The organism is Macrococcus lamae (assembly GCF_004359545.1).
GTDB lineage: Bacteria > Bacillota > Bacilli > Staphylococcales > Staphylococcaceae > Macrococcus > Macrococcus lamae.
The window spans coordinates 16,275-31,261 of the sequence record NZ_SCWB01000002.1; the positions used below are offsets into that span (position 1 = coordinate 16,275).

The window sequence follows — 14,987 nt, forward strand, 5'->3', positions numbered from 1 at the left end:
GTATTATAGTCAATAAAAATACCGTGAGGGGTATTTGACAAATCATTATAACTATAATAATATACCCCTATAGGTATATTGAAGGAGGAAAAAATGAAAGACAATAAAACCATAAAACGGATTAACTGCAATGAAATAGATAAATTTAAAGGACAGCTGATTGATGTACGCGAACCTTTTGAAGTTGAATTAGGTGCTATTAAAGGCGCAAAGAATATCCCTCTTGGAAATCTAGAAAATGAATTAGCTCAGATTGATAAAAATGAACCTATAGCAGTTTACTGTCAAGTAGGTAAACGAGGTGCAAAGGCAGCAGAACTGCTGCAAAATCATGGGTACAATGTTGTAAATCTCGAAGGGGGTTACAAATCATATCATTCTTCAGAGCCGCTCGTTATAAATAGTAATCGGACCATTAAAGACAATAGGAAGTTTATTGAAGCAAGTGGCATGCAATGCCCAGGTCCTATTTTAAAAGTCAAAGAAAATATCGATGATATGCAAGACGGCGAGCAGCTTGAGATTCATGTCACTGATACAGGTTTCTGCTCAGACATTGAAGCATGGGCTACAGCTACTGGAAATCGTGTAATCAGTAATGAGATAGAGAATAATAAGGTGAAGGCAGTAATTGAAAAAGGAAATATTAATCAGCCAAAGCTCGTTGAGACTAAAGATGGGGCCACAATGGTTGTATTCAGTGGAGACTTAGACAAAGCACTCGCATCATTTATCATTGCGACTGGTGCTGCTTCCTATGGGAAAGAAGTAACCATGTTCTTCACTTTCTGGGGGCTAAATGTCATAAAAAAACAAGATGTGAAAACAAATAAAAAAGGTCTTGATAAAGTTTTTTCATATATGATGCCGAAACATGCCGGAAAGCTGCCTATTTCTAAAATGAACATGGGTGGTATAGGATCCCGTATGATTCGTTACGTTATGAATGAAAAGAAAGTAGACTCACTGGAAATTATGATTGCGAAAGCACAGTCTATGGGTGTAAAAATGGTCGCATGCACGATGAGCATGGATATTATGTCAGTGACAAAAGAAGAGTTGATTGACGACGTTTCATATGGTGGAGTAGCTACTTATCTGGGCGACACAGAACGTGCCAACTTAAATTTATTTATATAAAAATAAAGAATCAGGAGGGATATTATGTATTTTAAATCATTTTTTAATCAACCTTTAGCACAAATGTCTTATTTAGTGGGATGTCAAAAAACGGGTGAGGCTATCCTTATTGATCCGCTTAGAGATTTGACACCTTATATAGAAGCAGCAGAAAAAGAGAACTTGTCAATTAACTATGTAACTGAGACACATATTCATGCCGATTTTGCTTCAGGTTTAAGAGAAGCAGCTGTAATATTAAATGCTCAAGCTTTTGTTTCGGGGCATGGTGGCGATGACTGGAAGTACAAGCAATTACCAGACCAAGCAGTAACTTTAACAGATGGCTATGTAATAAAAATCGGAAATGTTAAACTGGAAGTCATTCATACGCCTGGCCATACACCTGAAAGCATCAGTTTTCTGCTGACAGATCATCATTCAAAAGCACCAATGGGTTTATTTACTGGAGACTTCATGTTTGTCGGTGACGTCGGGCGTCCCGATTTACTGGAAACAGCCGCAGGAATGAAAAATACAACAGCACTTGGGGCAAAACAAATGTTTGCATCTATTGGTAAAATAAAAAATTTGCCGGATTATCTACAAATTTGGCCAGGACATGGTGCAGGAAGTGCATGTGGAAAATCGCTTGGTGCTGTTCCAATGTCAACACTTGGTTACGAAAAAGAGAACAACTGGGCGTTTCAATATAATGATGAAGATCAATTTATTGATGCATTGATAAGTGAGCAACCTGAGCCACCTTACTATTTTAAAGAAATGAAACACATTAACCGTGATGGTGTTAATCTCTATAACAATGATATAATTGCTCCTATTTCAAAACTAAATTCATTAGCATTAACGATTGACCTCAGACAAAAAGAACTATTTTCTGAGAATATGAGTAATGGAATAAATATACCTTACAATAAAAAATTTATCGGATTCGTCGGTTGGTATTTGGATTATGATATGGAACTGCAGTTTATAGGTGATTATGAAGAAGTACAAAAGGCAGCAGCAGAACTTAAATTAATCGGTTTTGATCGTGTATCAGGGTATATGCCAACAAATAAAATAAGAGGAAAAAGATACGAACAGATCGAGCCAGAAGTGTTTAAATCGCTTGATAAGAAGATTAATATTCTAGATGTCAGAACCGATCAGGAATGGAATGATTCACATTTTGATGAAGCAGCACATCTTCATTACGGGAAACTCTTAAATGAAACAGTTCCTTATGAGAAAGATCAGACAATTTATGTTCATTGCCAGTCAGGCGTTAGAAGTGCTATTGCAATAAGCGTATTGAAAAAACAAGGTTATGACCATGTGATCAATATAAAAGACGGATATAGTGCAATTCGTTAATAAAGAGATTAAAAGAAAAAAGCTTTCTTCGAAACTCTCACACGGCGATTCCGACCGGAAGCTTCCGTGTGAAAGGACTTTGAAGAAAGTTTTTTTATATTCTAGTCTATTTACAATAGTAATTGATTCACCTTATTCACAAATTCTCTTCCAGCTTTTTTATCAATTTGATTGATTAGATGACTGTCGCCGTTCTTTAAATAGATGACGAGTCGATGGTTGATAATCATAGAACCAAATTTGACAGTTTTAATATCGTTTAACTCAAATGAATTTTCGACTTCTTTGCCTTTCAATAATCCGACTGCTGACCAGAATATCCGTTGATTCGTCAAAGTAATGAATCCTGGATAAGACGTATATAAATCATCTCCATACTGCATAGCCCCTTCAGTTTTGAAAATGATCTGTTCATCGGGCCTCAAACTTGTTGACGTTTCTACTGACATTAAACCGCCTCCTTATAATACCTTTATTTTACAGTATTTAATCGCTGTTTAAAAGAATTGAGCGAGTTATGAAATATCATCATTATCAACTTGAAAATTAACGGACTACACTTTAAGCTGATTATAATGTGTAAAAAATAACTATTGGAGAGAAACGATGACTGAAAACGACAATCATATCAAAATTGACAAGTTCTTTAATAAGGAAAGCCAGTGGAAAGCGTTATACAACGAGCTGCGTAGTATTATTAAAGAGACAGAACTTAATGAGGACTTTAAATGGATGCATCCATGCTATACTTTGAACGGTAAAAATGTAGTACTGATTCATGGGTTTAAGGACTACGCGGCACTATTGTTCCATAAAGGCGTATTGATGGATGATTCTGAAAAGATTCTTATTCAACAGACTGAAAATGTGCAGGCTGCCAGACAACTTCGCTTTACAACTACTTCAGATGTTACTGACCACAGAGAGACGATTAAAACGTATATAATGAATGCCATTGAAATCGAAAAGAGTGGCCGAAAAATTGAAATGAAACCACATGAAAGCTATGAATTACCCGAAGAAATGACTGTTAAATTTAAAGAAGATGCTGAACTTGAGGAAGCATTTTATCAACTAACTCCTGGTCGTCAACGTGCTTATATCATGAATATTTCTCAGGCAAAGCAATCTTCCACTAGAACAGCGAGGCTCGAAAAGTATACTTCTAAAATCTTAGAAGGTAAAGGATTAAATGACAGATAAAAGCATCCATTTATTATTCTTATTGAGATGTTGACGGCGCTGTGATAATAATAGTATGAAAACCTTTACATTATTATTACTAGGAGGTATTACCAGTGGAATATTTATGGCAGAAACCAGCAGATAGAGAAGCTTTGCTTAAACAGTTAGTAAAGCATCATAGTATTACACGTTCAGAAGGAGAAAAATCATTTCCGCATTTAGTGAAAGATTTGCTGCTTCAGCTTGATTACTTCAAGCAGAACAACAACCAAATCATTCTTTCACCGACAGGAGATGGCAGAAATTCTTTACTCGGTTATTACAAAGCACCCATATCAAAGAAGACGATTATACTGATTAGCCATTACGATACAGTTGGTATTGAAGATTTCAGTGATTACCAGGAGATTGCTTTTGACATGGATGCTGTGACTGAGGCGTTCAGTAAAGATGCTTCTTATTTAGATCAATCTGCAATAGAAGATTTGAACAGCAGTGAGTATTATTTTGGTCGTGGCTCTATGGATATGAAACCTGGATTAATGCTGCATCTATCAATCATTGAAAAAGCTATTATAGAGTCATGGGATGTCAATCTCATTCTTCTGACAGTACCTGACGAAGAAGTGAACTCACTAGGCATGCGTACGGCGATGACTTGTCTGAATCAACTTCGTCAGGCTGAAGAATTGGAAATCGAACTGCATTTGAACAGTGAGCCAACCTTCCAGCAGCGGTCGACTGATCCTGCCCATTATGTCTATTCTGGATCCATCGGTAAAATTATGCCTGCTGTATTATGTTACGGCAGAGAAACGCATGTTGGAACTCCGATGAGCGGCATTAGTTCGAACTTTATGTTGAGTTACATCAACCAGGCCATGGAATTCAATATGCAGTTCAAGGAATACTTTGAAGATGAAGTAACACCACTTCCTGTATCACTGATGAATAAAGATCTGAAGGATTATTATGACGTTCAGACACCATTCCGTTCAGCAGCACTGTTCAATGTCTTTTTATTTAAACAGACAGCTGCTGATGTGTTTACAACTTTTAATACTATTGTGGCTGATGCAGTTAAGAACTGCGAAGAACATTACAATCAGATTATGACAGCAGAAGAAGTCGATTATCTCGTTGAAATTCCTGTGCTGACATACGAGGAATTCGTGAAAGAAGCAGTTAATCAATTCGGTAAAGCGCGTATAGAAGAGGAAATAAACAGTGTGCTTACTGCTTATCCAGAACTATATCTTCAGAATATCCATGTCGTTGACCACTTGATGACCTTGTGCAAATCGATTACGCCAGCTGTTGTCACATTCTTTGCACCACCGTATTATCCGGCTGTCAATTCTTCATTTGAGCCGCTGATTGAATCATTAGTTGCTACTGTTAATGACACTTCTATGAGAGAATTTAAACGCGAAAGTAAGCGTCTGCATTACTTCAATGGTATCAGCGATTTAAGTTACGCAAAGTATGATGCTGATAGCACGAGTGATGCAATTTACGAGAATAATACTCCGTCATTTAAAGAGACATATCATATTCCATTTGCCGATATTCGTGACAATAATGCTCCTGTCTTCAACTGTGGACCAATAGGCAAGGACGCGCATAAAGTAACAGAGCGTATCAATAAGAAAAATGCATTTGAAGAATTACCAGTATTGCTTGAAACATTGATTAAAGAACACTTTCTTGTGAAGGTTCAATAACTGGGTATTAGGGTAAGAGTCTCGTATAAAAAGACGGGAGGGATAACTTTGAGTGAATTTTACAGTGAGCCGTTGTCGTCTGCCTATACAAAGCAGAGTCGATGGTCGGGGTTTCTCTTTGGATTCGGCCTTGTCGCTTTTCTCGATGAAACGGTATTTCATCAACTCTTGCACTGGCATCATTTCTATGATAAATCAACACCTGACATTGGACTTGTATCAGACGGATTTTTAAACTCAATGGCCGGCTTCGCCATGATTTTTGGTTTATTCCTGCTGGCTGATTTCAGACGCCGTCATCTGATGGACTGGAAATTCTGGATTAGTCATATGCTCATGGGAATGGGAACATTTCAGCTGTTTGATGGAACAGTCAATCATAAGTTGTTTGGGATTCATCAGATCAGATATGTCGACAATCTGATTGTCTACGATATCATCTGGTTGATAATCGCCGTGCTGCTGATTATTACTGGATTTTTATTATCAAGAAGTGCGCTGAAGCAAGGTAAGTAAATGCATCATTCAATGAATCATAGTATGATGCCGTTACCTGTTTCACTGTTGATTTTATCGGCTGCAGGCGCATTAATTATTTGCTATCTTCATCTGATGATGCGTTCAAATCAGCAGTCTCGATTACGAAAGTGGCCGATTTACAGAGCGGTGCTATGGGTGGCCGGTATCATTATAGCAGCGTGTGTTGTTGTTGGTCCGCTTGCTGAGCATATGCATCAAAGCTTTGTTCTTCACATGTATGGACATCTGATGCTTGGCATGCTGTCACCGTTATTGTTATTGTTAGCTGCACCTATGACATTACTGCTCCGAAGTTTAAAAGTACACCATGCAAGGCAAGTCACAAAATTATTATCGACTAGCTATTTTAGAATAATCACTCATCCTGTCACGGCTGCAGTGCTGAATGTTGGGGGATTGTGGCTCTTATACCGCACACCTCTTTACCAGATGATGCATGAATCACTGCTGATTTATCTGCTGATACATTTTCATGTATTTTTAGCTGGCTATTTGTTTACAGCAGCAATCATTTATATCGATCCGATTTCACATCGCTATAGTTTCAGATATCGGGCTATTGTGCTGATACTGGCACTTGGTATTCATCAAATTCTATCCAAGTCACTGTATCCATATCCGCCGGCAGGTGTAGACCGGTTTGATGCGGAAATCGGTGCACAAGTCATGTACTATGGCGGTGGTGTTATTGATTACATGCTGATTTTTCTGCTATGTCTCGACTGGTATAAAGCGGTAAGACCCAGAAATATAATAAAACCTTGAAAAATGAGCTCAATGCTCTTTTTTCAAGGTTTTATTAATGGTTAGACTGACGCGTATGAGGTTCCATGTAAGAGATGTATATTTACGGTAAGCAAGATAGCGGCTCTGCCATAAAGGATTATATTTTTCTTTGTATTTTCTTAAACCTTGAAAGCTATAACGATGATTGAAATGCTCAAAGACGTTCCCTGCTATTTTTTCTCTGAAAAATGCATGTTTGTTTCGGCCGACATTCGATAATGTCGCCATGCCCATATTGAAGTAGGAATACCCCTCCTGCTGAGCGTACTGCAGCATATTTAAATATAAAACATCCATCATCGGCATCTCAACCTCTGGATTCCATCGTATTAAATCCACAGATAATGTCTGCTGATAATAGGTTGGCATCAATGAGCAGAATCCTGCGATCCCTTTATCATTCGATATAACAGCGACAGGTGCTTGATTAAGATAATCATGTGTAAAGGAACCCACTGAAAAACTCATTTCTTCTTTATCACCGAGCCACTTGTCACTAACATGCTGTAACTGTAAATATAAGTCTTCAGATAACGGTGATTCGATGATATGGAATGTATAACCTTCTTTTTCTGCTTTATTCATAGTCGCTCGAAATGCCCGCTGTTTCTTACCGCTCAATGTAAAGGTTGATAAATCAATCAGCGCTTCTTCTCCCAATTTAAAAAATGTGTTACCGTATTCATGGAATAATGAAATATACTGCTGCTGTACCTGGTAGAAGACAATATCATGACCAAGAAACGTCGCCTGATCATAAAAATCGTTAAGCAGTGCTCTGAATGATTCTCTATCACCAATAGGGTCTCCGAGCACAATGCAGGCATTCAAAGTTTTACGATACATCAGAAAGGCACTTTCACTTTCATTAACAAAAAATAATTTATCTCCGCTGAATGCGAGGTGGCTGACATAGTTTCCCCCATATTGTGAGATGATGGACTGAATGTTTTCCGGGTCAACAGCACTCGCCAATGTACAGTTATATTTTTTTTCGTAATAACAAGTTATGAGGCTCCCGGCAAGCAAATAGAGCAGTATAGCAAACCAACTCAGCGCACTCAGTAATGTCTGATCAAAGTTATTTACTTTTGAACTGTATAGATCAAGCAGGTTAACAGTCAGCCACTGATTAACCAAAAGTATCGATGCGATCACTCCGAGGCTTATAATGACAGCCATTGGGGTAATACTCCGTTTAATATATTTGGAATGGCTGTACTTGAATCCCAGCATTAGCGTCAATAACGCGAGCCAAGTATATGAAATGATGGTTCCGTAAGATAGGGCAGTGGTTCCAATCAGTATCAACGTCGAAAAAATACTCATCAATATACCGCGTCTTGTACTATGCATCACTCCATTTGAACAGATGAGCAGTACGAGGCTTGCAGTGATATGAAAGACGATAATAATAGAATGATACGTATAAGCATTCGTATATATAGCATCATAGACAATGAGAAAATGATTGAAATAGTAAATGACGCTTGTAATGATACAAAAAAATGAGAGCAGGATATCCTGCATTTGATAAGGCATCTCTTTTTGCAGTGCTTTAAAGAAAAATGTCGTTTCAGCTGCAGAACTAATGAGTTTATTATCTTCTAGATAAGATTTCGCAGGCTCTTTATAGACGATTATGGACAACATAAGAGCTACCAGAAACGGAAAGAAATAATAAACAGCTCTATAAAGTAACAAGGCAAGTAATGCTTGATCTTCAGGAATGCCGTAAGATTTAAGACTTATTAGCATCACAAGATCAAAAGCCCCGAAGCCTCCGGGAATCATGCTGACAATACCCGATAGAGCAGCAAGAACAAAGATGCCCATTAATGCAGTAAAACTGATGGTTACATGCAATTCTTGCAGAATGACATAAAATAACGTGATGACACTTAGCCAGTCGAGCGCAGAGATAGCAGCAAACTGCAGACCGATCAAACGCTTATCTGGTATAGCAGGTTTCATCACCGAGATGATTAAATAAATGAGTACATAAAGACTGGCGGCATAAATGACATATTGACTCCGGTTCGTTCGATGAATTAAAGATGAGATGTCGACAAAGCCGAGTATAATAAACAGACACAGCAGGCTAAGTCCGCTTTACATCGACATCAATAGTAAAGTAATAGCTTTAGATAATTGTTTTTTGTCTGAAACATACGGTTGATAAGTAAAGAACCTTAAGCTGGCACCTATAAATCCCCCGAATCCAATCAGATTATTAAGCGCGTTAATAATATAGCTGGTAGCAGCCGTCTGTTTAAGAGAAGACTTGATGTTTAGCGCCCTGACAAGAGCAAAGTCATAAAGCGTTAAGACAAGGACTGATAAGAGCCCTAGAAGAATGAGTGTAACAAACGACCTCGTCGACATGGAACGAAAAGCAATAATCGTATGTCTGAAATCAATCGTTGATAGCTCTCTGACTAGCATAATACTGACAATGATAACAATTAAACTGACAGCAGAAATCTGTAAAGGCATTTTTAATGTTTTACTGTTTAAATGCATAAATTACCTCGTAAACGTTTGATTAATATTGCGATATAAGCACATTCGGCCGGGAGCATCATAGCTTCGTATGAGTCGCTTCTTATTCATCTTATGAATTTGATGATGGGAGGGCCATAAAGCTGGAGCAAGCAATGTCTTAAAATGCATCCATAATGGATCGATGAAATAGTAATGATATTCATCATAGCCAATCAGCAATGTTACATGTATATTAGATACCCAGTTTTTTAGTCCGCTGCTAGTTTTAAATGTGCGTCTTAAAGGTCTGACTCCAAGATGTGTATGGTAAATAACGACAGGCTGCCCCGAATTAATCACCTGTTCAAGATTCTTTAGTGACTGACCTGTACCATCAATGATATGTTCGTCGTACTGCTTAAGATAAGGTACGAGCGCTTGAGGAAATATCGTCTGATGAACATTCGGCTTAATAAAAAAGGGATGTCCAACGTAACCGAGTTCTGGATTGTTTGGATGTCTTGGCCAATATTTCATCAGTTTGTCTGCACTGATGAAATGCTGATTATATTGGAGGAGCATAGCCGCTGCAACTCCTTCACAACCCATGATTATAGGTTTCGGGAATAACTGGCTGATCGGTTGAACCGGTAGAAGTAATGGATCTATGAATAGTCGCTCCTTTCAGATACGTTGATTAATACTCTCCAGTATAGATTGATTCGTCGTGAAGTGCAATGAAGGTTAAACTACGTTCCAGTGACAGATTCAGTTATAATATAAATGAATATAACAATGACGGAAGGGAGTTCCACATGAAACGTGATATTAGACTGATGTTGTCAATACCTGTATTGAGCTGGGCATTATATGATTTCAGTAACACGATTTTCAGCGCGAATATCATTACATTATTCTTTCCTCAGTTTGTTACCGAACAGCTCGGTAAAGATCCGGTGACAGAGCAGCTCGCTTCTACATGGATCGCCTACTCAGCAAGTACAGCGGCACTTCTGCTGATTGTCTTAAGTCCGATTTATGGTGTCTACATTGATCGGACGAACAAAAAGAAAAAATGGATCATCTTGTTCAGTCTATTAGTTTTTGCGTGTACGATGCTGATGGGTTTGGCCTATCAATCAGAACTTAACCAGAAAGTACTAGGTGTCCCGTTATCGTTTCTATTGATCATCATTCTTTTTACAATTGCTAAATTTAGTTATAATTCAGGTCTGGTTTTTTATGATGCCATGATGAGCAAGCTCGCACCGAAAGAAGACCATGCGATTATTTCTGGATTCGGTGTGGCACTCGGCTATCTCGGCACACTGGTCGGAATATTAAGCGTCATGTGGCTTGTTGGTACTGATCATCCCGGTGAAACCTTTATACCGACAGCATTGATGTTTCTCTTTTTCAGTATTCCTATTTTTCTATATGGCAGAGACGGCGTAAAGAAAACAACTTTTAAATCACAGACTTCTTCATTGTTTACAGGGTATAAAGAAGTAATTGAAACATTTAAAATAGCAAAGAATGAACCGGCCATCTATTTATTTCTTATCGTCTATTTTTTCTTGAATGATGCACTGGCAACTGCTATTAGTATGATGCAGCCTTATGCAACAACCGTTGTCGGTTTTTCAAGCAGTGCTTTCATCGGAATTTTTATGATGGCAACTGTTTTTAGTATTATCGGTGCCTTTATGTTCGGATATATTTCTAAAAAGATCGGTTCAGTTAAAGCACTGCAGTGGGTCGCTTTAATCTTGATGATTGCATTAATTGTTGCCAGCCTTCCTTTAGCGAAAGAATGGTTCTACCTTTGTGCAATTCTGTTTGGCATTGCGATGGGATCGATCTGGGTCATTTCACGGACGCTGATTATTGAACTGTCTCCTGAAGGTCATGAAGGTCAGTTTTTTGGCTTGTTCTCAATGAGCGGCAGACTATCTGCTGTGTTAGGACCCTTTATATATGGAACAATCACGTGGGCGCTCAGTGATTACGGACCATTAGCAAGCAGAGTGGCGATACTCTCTTTATTCGTAATGGCACTGGTCGCATTTATTTTACATTTCAAAGTCATTAAAGCAGTAGAAAAGTAATCAAGAAACAAAGAGGTTATTATAATGAAAATAGGAATAATTTCTGATTTGCATATAGACCGTGATACGAAGCGGTCTTTTGAAGTCTATATTGATGTGCTGTCAGCGGAAGTAAAATCACAGAACATTGACTTGCTACTGCTCGCAGGGGATATTTCCAATGATTATAAAATGTCTTATCACTTCATTAAGACGTTGAAAGACAAGATTGGTATAGACGTGCTGTTTGTTCCAGGGAATCACGATTACTGGGACAATGATAAAAAGACGCTTGAGATTTTTGAATATTTCAAAAAACAGCCGGAATGTTTGATTGAACGACCGTATATTATTAATGAAGACTGGGCAGTGATCGGTCACAGCGGCTGGTATGATTATAGTTATGCAGCATCAGAATTTAGTCGTGAGAAACTGGAATCCGGTAAATTTAAAGGCAGCACCTGGCAGGATAAATTCTATGTTGACTGGCGTCTTAATGATCAGAGAGTGTCTAAAACATTCGCAGAAGCAGTTCGTAAAGACATGGAACAAGTAGGTGACCGTCATATTATTTTGATGACCCATATCGTTACACATAAGAAATTCACAGTACCAATGCCGCATCGGATTTTTGATTTTTACAATGCCTATATCGGGACATCTGATTTTGATCAGTTATATAAACAGTACTCTATTAAATACAGCATTATGGGTCATATTCATTTTAGAAAGATGCTTGTAGAAGACGGTATCACTTATATTTGCGCCTGTCTCGGTTATACAAGGCAATGGCGCTCAAAGAATCTCGCGACTGAAATTGCAAGTGCACTTCATGTGATTGAAATATAGAAGGCTTTCTTTTAGATACTCCGTTCTTCACAGTAGTCGATGTTTACGTCCTATGTATTAAGGAATATTACTGGTAAATGCAGGGAGGTTTTTGTATGACTAATAATGCCTATCAAGTACCAGTTAACAAAGCAATTAAACTTGCTGACTATCCAGCAAGTGAGGGTAAGCAGCAAGACAATGATTATATCAGAGATGAGATCATTCCGGAACTTGTAGCGGAGTTGAAGGAGCTGCATTTAAAATTACATGCTGAAGAGGAGAACGGTATCCTCGTCGTACTGCAGGCATTAGATGCTGCTGGTAAAGACGAGACAATCAGCTATATTTTCTCGAATTTAAATGCACAAGGTTTAAAAACAACTTCTTTTAAAAAGCCGTCTGAAGAAGAAAGTAAGCATGACTATATGTGGCGACTCCATGATGGACTACCGGCGCGTGGAGAAATTGCTATACTTAATCGGTCGTATTATGAAGAAGTCATAGTGACGCGTGTCCATGACTTAGTGAAAGATATAGAAATGCCTGAATATGTTGAGAAAGAGGATGTCTGGAAACTAAGATACAGACAAATCAATGATTATGAACGATATCTGCATGAAAATGGCTTTTACGTTGTTAAATTCTTTTTCAATATGTCGAAAGATAAGCAGCGAGAACGACTGCTGGAACGCATGAAGAATCCTGAGAAAAACTGGGAATTTTCATTTAACGATGTCAAAGAGCGGGAGCATTGGGATACGTATCAGCAGATATTTGAAGAAATGCTACAGGAAACTTCGACAGAATACAGTCCCTGGTATATTATGCCGGCAGATGATGAATGGCATAGCAGAAGTATCGTTTCTAAAGTGATGATTGAACTATTAAAAGAAATTAATCCAAAGTTTCCTGAAATAGGTGGAGAAGATAAAGAAGAACTGGATAAATATATAAAACAGCTTGAACAGGAATGATTGAAATTAAGGGGACAGATAGATGAGCGTATTTGAAGAGTTTCTTAATAAAATTGAAGATAATTATCAGAAGGACAGAGTGTCTGATATATTAAACTGGGTAGAAGATAGTTATCCTGACCTTCAGGAGGAGCTGAAATGGAATCAGCCGATGTTTACGCATCACGGTACTTATATCATCGGATTCAGTACCGCAAAGCAACATATCTCTATAGCTCCTGAATATAAAACAATGGAACAGTTTAAAGATGCGATTCAAGAGGCAGGTTACAGTCAGACGAATGGTCTATTTCGTATAAAGTTTTCAGACGAAGTAAACTATGATCTACTGAGAGCTATCATCGATTTTAATATGGAAGATAAGAAAGAATGCAAAACCTTCTGGAGAAAATAATAAAAGCAGCTTACATTTGATAACAAGTGGAAGCTGCTTTTTTGTTCGCGCATATTTACGGAGCTAAATTCCTGAAAAATAATTTTCGAGCAAATAGTCATTACTAAATGCCAGAATATGGTTGGAATCATCATTATACTATCTATTATCATAGTAATTTTTACACTTTGAGTTATTTTTAAAATTAAAGACTTGCATTTAAATTGTAAATAAGTATAATAATTATATCAAATATAATAAATATATAAAGGTAGGTTACATCATGACTCAAGTTTTATACATTACAGCACACCCGAACGACGAAACGACATCATTCTCAATGGCAGCAGGACAATCATTTATAAATAGCTATAAAGCGACTAATCCAGATCACGAAGTTGTCCATATCGACTTATATGATACATTCATTCCATTAATTGATAAAGATGTTTTCTCAGGATGGGGTAAGTTACAATCCGGAGAAGAATTTAATAAATTATCAGAAACAGAACAGCAGAAAGTCAATCGTCTGAATGAACTTAGCGATCAGTTTGCTGCTGCTGATAAGTATGTTTTTGTTACACCATTCTGGAACTTCTCGTTCCCGGCAGTCATGAAAGCTTATATTGATGCAGTAGCAGTAGCAGGCAAAGCATTCAAATATACAGCTGAAGGTGCTGTAGGGTTGTTGACAGACAAAAAAGCACTGCATATCCAGGCACGCGGCGGATATTATACAGAAGGACCGGCAGCAGAAATGGAAATGGGCAACCGCTACTTGAAAACGATTATGTCATTTATGGGTGTTCCGACTTATGAAGAACTTATAATAGAAGGACATAACGCAAACCCTGAAAAAGCGGAGGAAATCAAAGCGGACGGTATGAAACGTGGTAAAGAATTAGGTCAAACGTTTTAATACTAGCGATTTTCAAAATTCTTTAGTATAATAGATTTACAAATTAATAGCTCGTATCTTATTCAGAGCAGGTGGAGGGACTTGGCCCTATGAAACCTCAGCAACAGGCTTACGCACTGTGCTAATTCCAACAAGTATATCTTGGAAGATAAGAAGATTCTCTAACGATAGCTCTTCTTGATTTTAAGATGAGCTATTTTTTGTAACTAAAATTTAGGAGGCAAAAAAGATGAGAACAAGAGCAGATATTTTAGCAGATTTAGAACTGGTGGAATCATACACGCCGACAAACTATGCAAGTTCAATGTTAAGAGCAAACGACAGAAATCGTCTGCGAAAAGAGCTGGAAGAAGTAGAACAAAGTGTAAGAAAGTTGGATTTTTATCGTAATCGCCAGACCGAGAAAACAACTGATGCATCAAAAACAGTTGAAGAACCAGAAGTTAATGACGCTAAAGAATTAAAATTTGAGATGGACGGTTATACAGTAGAAGTTAAAATTTATAAGACAATACAGCGGTTATAATTATATTAAATACTTATCCAAACAAAGCACCTTGGATCCTATTTAAAGGAACCAAGGTGCTT

General features: G+C 37.8%; 16 protein-coding genes and 1 riboswitch. Of the genes, 12 read left to right on the forward strand and 4 right to left on the reverse strand.

The genetic code is table 11. The features are described from left to right. The first annotated feature begins 93 nt into the window (after positions 1-93). Together ERX29_RS01605 and ERX29_RS01610 are read left to right on the forward strand one after the other, a co-directional pair. Positions 94-1,140 (forward strand): DsrE/DsrF/DrsH-like family protein, encoded by a 1,047-nt coding sequence (locus tag ERX29_RS01605; protein WP_133442941.1) that lies wholly within the window; start codon positions 94-96, stop codon positions 1,138-1,140. A gap of 24 nt (positions 1,141-1,164) precedes the next feature. Beyond that, positions 1,165-2,496 (forward strand): MBL fold metallo-hydrolase, encoded by a 1,332-nt coding sequence (locus tag ERX29_RS01610; RefSeq protein WP_133442942.1) that lies wholly within the window; start codon positions 1,165-1,167, stop codon positions 2,494-2,496. A 110-nt stretch (positions 2,497-2,606) separates the two neighbouring features. Here the strand turns inward: ERX29_RS01610 and ERX29_RS01615 are convergent, their stop codons facing one another. Continuing rightward, the gene (locus ERX29_RS01615; RefSeq protein ID WP_133442943.1) at positions 2,607-2,945 is read right to left on the reverse strand and encodes a PH domain-containing protein; all 339 of its coding nucleotides are present in this window, start codon (positions 2,943-2,945) and stop codon (positions 2,607-2,609) included. 157 nt (positions 2,946-3,102) lie between these two features. Here ERX29_RS01615 and ERX29_RS01620 point away from each other — a divergent pair, with 157 nt between their 5' ends. The 4 genes from ERX29_RS01620 (at position 3,103) to ERX29_RS01635 (ending at position 6,710) form a co-directional block, all read left to right on the forward strand. Beyond that, the gene (locus tag ERX29_RS01620) at positions 3,103-3,699 is read left to right on the forward strand and encodes a YdeI/OmpD-associated family protein (RefSeq protein WP_133442944.1); all 597 of its coding nucleotides are present in this window, start codon (positions 3,103-3,105) and stop codon (positions 3,697-3,699) included. Between the two features lie 95 nt (positions 3,700-3,794). Then, positions 3,795-5,405 carry a M20/M25/M40 family metallo-hydrolase gene (locus ERX29_RS01625; protein WP_133442945.1) on the forward strand — a complete coding sequence of 537 codons (1,611 nt, stop codon included), beginning with the start codon at positions 3,795-3,797 and terminating at the stop codon, positions 5,403-5,405. Positions 5,406-5,447: 42 nt separating this feature from the next. Then, positions 5,448-5,921, forward strand: a complete 474-nt coding sequence (locus ERX29_RS01630) for a DUF2243 domain-containing protein (RefSeq protein ID WP_133442946.1) — start codon at positions 5,448-5,450, stop codon at positions 5,919-5,921. A 12-nt stretch (positions 5,922-5,933) separates the two neighbouring features. Next, positions 5,934-6,710 carry a cytochrome c oxidase assembly protein gene (locus ERX29_RS01635; RefSeq protein ID WP_243719935.1) on the forward strand — a complete coding sequence of 259 codons (777 nt, stop codon included), beginning with the start codon at positions 5,934-5,936 and terminating at the stop codon, positions 6,708-6,710. Positions 6,711-6,719: 9 nt separating this feature from the next. On the opposite strand, the gene mprF is transcribed toward ERX29_RS01635, so the two are convergent. Genes mprF through ERX29_RS01645 form a run of 3 tightly spaced genes read right to left on the reverse strand, consistent with a single transcriptional unit; the run spans position 6,720 to position 9,884 of the window. Beyond that, complete coding sequence (gene mprF, locus ERX29_RS01640; RefSeq protein ID WP_341777599.1) at positions 6,720-8,831, reverse strand: bifunctional lysylphosphatidylglycerol flippase/synthetase MprF; 2,112 nt, start codon at positions 8,829-8,831, stop codon at positions 6,720-6,722. Positions 8,832-8,843: 12 nt separating this feature from the next. After that, positions 8,844-9,254: a hypothetical protein gene (locus tag ERX29_RS11060; protein ID WP_243719939.1), complete on the reverse strand. Its 411-nt coding sequence runs from the start codon at positions 9,252-9,254 to the stop codon at positions 8,844-8,846. A gap of 3 nt (positions 9,255-9,257) precedes the next feature. Next, positions 9,258-9,884 (reverse strand): C39 family peptidase, encoded by a 627-nt coding sequence (locus ERX29_RS01645; RefSeq protein WP_133442947.1) that lies wholly within the window; start codon positions 9,882-9,884, stop codon positions 9,258-9,260. Positions 9,885-10,030: 146 nt separating this feature from the next. On the opposite strand from ERX29_RS01645, the gene ERX29_RS01650 reads away from it, so the two are divergent. The 6 genes from ERX29_RS01650 to ERX29_RS01675 all read left to right on the forward strand — a co-directional run bounded on the left by ERX29_RS01650 (position 10,031) and on the right by ERX29_RS01675 (position 14,925). After that, positions 10,031-11,323, forward strand: a complete 1,293-nt coding sequence (locus tag ERX29_RS01650; RefSeq protein ID WP_133442948.1) for an MFS transporter — start codon at positions 10,031-10,033, stop codon at positions 11,321-11,323. Between the two features lie 24 nt (positions 11,324-11,347). Further along, positions 11,348-12,151 (forward strand): metallophosphoesterase, encoded by an 804-nt coding sequence (locus ERX29_RS01655; RefSeq protein WP_133442949.1) that lies wholly within the window; start codon positions 11,348-11,350, stop codon positions 12,149-12,151. A gap of 95 nt (positions 12,152-12,246) precedes the next feature. Continuing rightward, the gene (locus ERX29_RS01660; protein ID WP_133442950.1) at positions 12,247-13,107 is read left to right on the forward strand and encodes a PPK2 family polyphosphate kinase; all 861 of its coding nucleotides are present in this window, start codon (positions 12,247-12,249) and stop codon (positions 13,105-13,107) included. 22 nt (positions 13,108-13,129) lie between these two features. Beyond that, entirely contained in the window at positions 13,130-13,501 is a 372-nt protein-coding gene (locus tag ERX29_RS01665; RefSeq protein ID WP_133442951.1) for an iron chaperone, read from the forward strand. Between the two features lie 262 nt (positions 13,502-13,763). Next, the gene (locus tag ERX29_RS01670) at positions 13,764-14,399 is read left to right on the forward strand and encodes an FMN-dependent NADH-azoreductase (protein WP_133442952.1); all 636 of its coding nucleotides are present in this window, start codon (positions 13,764-13,766) and stop codon (positions 14,397-14,399) included. 55 nt (positions 14,400-14,454) lie between these two features. Continuing rightward, positions 14,455-14,554, forward strand: a riboswitch (SAM riboswitch). Positions 14,555-14,628: 74 nt separating this feature from the next. After that, positions 14,629-14,925 (forward strand): hypothetical protein, encoded by a 297-nt coding sequence (locus ERX29_RS01675; RefSeq protein WP_133442953.1) that lies wholly within the window; start codon positions 14,629-14,631, stop codon positions 14,923-14,925. The last annotated feature ends 62 nt before the right edge of the window (positions 14,926-14,987 follow it).

Coding starts and splice junctions, on each gene's coding strand:
- ERX29_RS01605 (WP_133442941.1), top strand. CDS start 94: ATGAAAGACAATAAAACCATAAAACGGATTAACTGCAATGAAATAGAT.
- ERX29_RS01620 (WP_133442944.1), top strand. CDS start 3,103: ATGACTGAAAACGACAATCATATCAAAATTGACAAGTTCTTTAATAAG.
- ERX29_RS01615 (WP_133442943.1), bottom strand. CDS start 2,945: ATGTCAGTAGAAACGTCAACAAGTTTGAGGCCCGATGAACAGATCATT.
- ERX29_RS01610 (WP_133442942.1), top strand. CDS start 1,165: ATGTATTTTAAATCATTTTTTAATCAACCTTTAGCACAAATGTCTTAT.
- ERX29_RS01660 (WP_133442950.1), top strand. CDS start 12,247: ATGACTAATAATGCCTATCAAGTACCAGTTAACAAAGCAATTAAACTT.
- ERX29_RS01635 (WP_243719935.1), top strand. CDS start 5,934: ATGAATCATAGTATGATGCCGTTACCTGTTTCACTGTTGATTTTATCG.
- ERX29_RS01655 (WP_133442949.1), top strand. CDS start 11,348: ATGAAAATAGGAATAATTTCTGATTTGCATATAGACCGTGATACGAAG.
- ERX29_RS01670 (WP_133442952.1), top strand. CDS start 13,764: ATGACTCAAGTTTTATACATTACAGCACACCCGAACGACGAAACGACA.
- ERX29_RS01650 (WP_133442948.1), top strand. CDS start 10,031: ATGAAACGTGATATTAGACTGATGTTGTCAATACCTGTATTGAGCTGG.
- ERX29_RS01665 (WP_133442951.1), top strand. CDS start 13,130: ATGAGCGTATTTGAAGAGTTTCTTAATAAAATTGAAGATAATTATCAG.
- ERX29_RS11060 (WP_243719939.1), bottom strand. CDS start 9,254: ATGCATTTAAACAGTAAAACATTAAAAATGCCTTTACAGATTTCTGCT.
- ERX29_RS01675 (WP_133442953.1), top strand. CDS start 14,629: ATGAGAACAAGAGCAGATATTTTAGCAGATTTAGAACTGGTGGAATCA.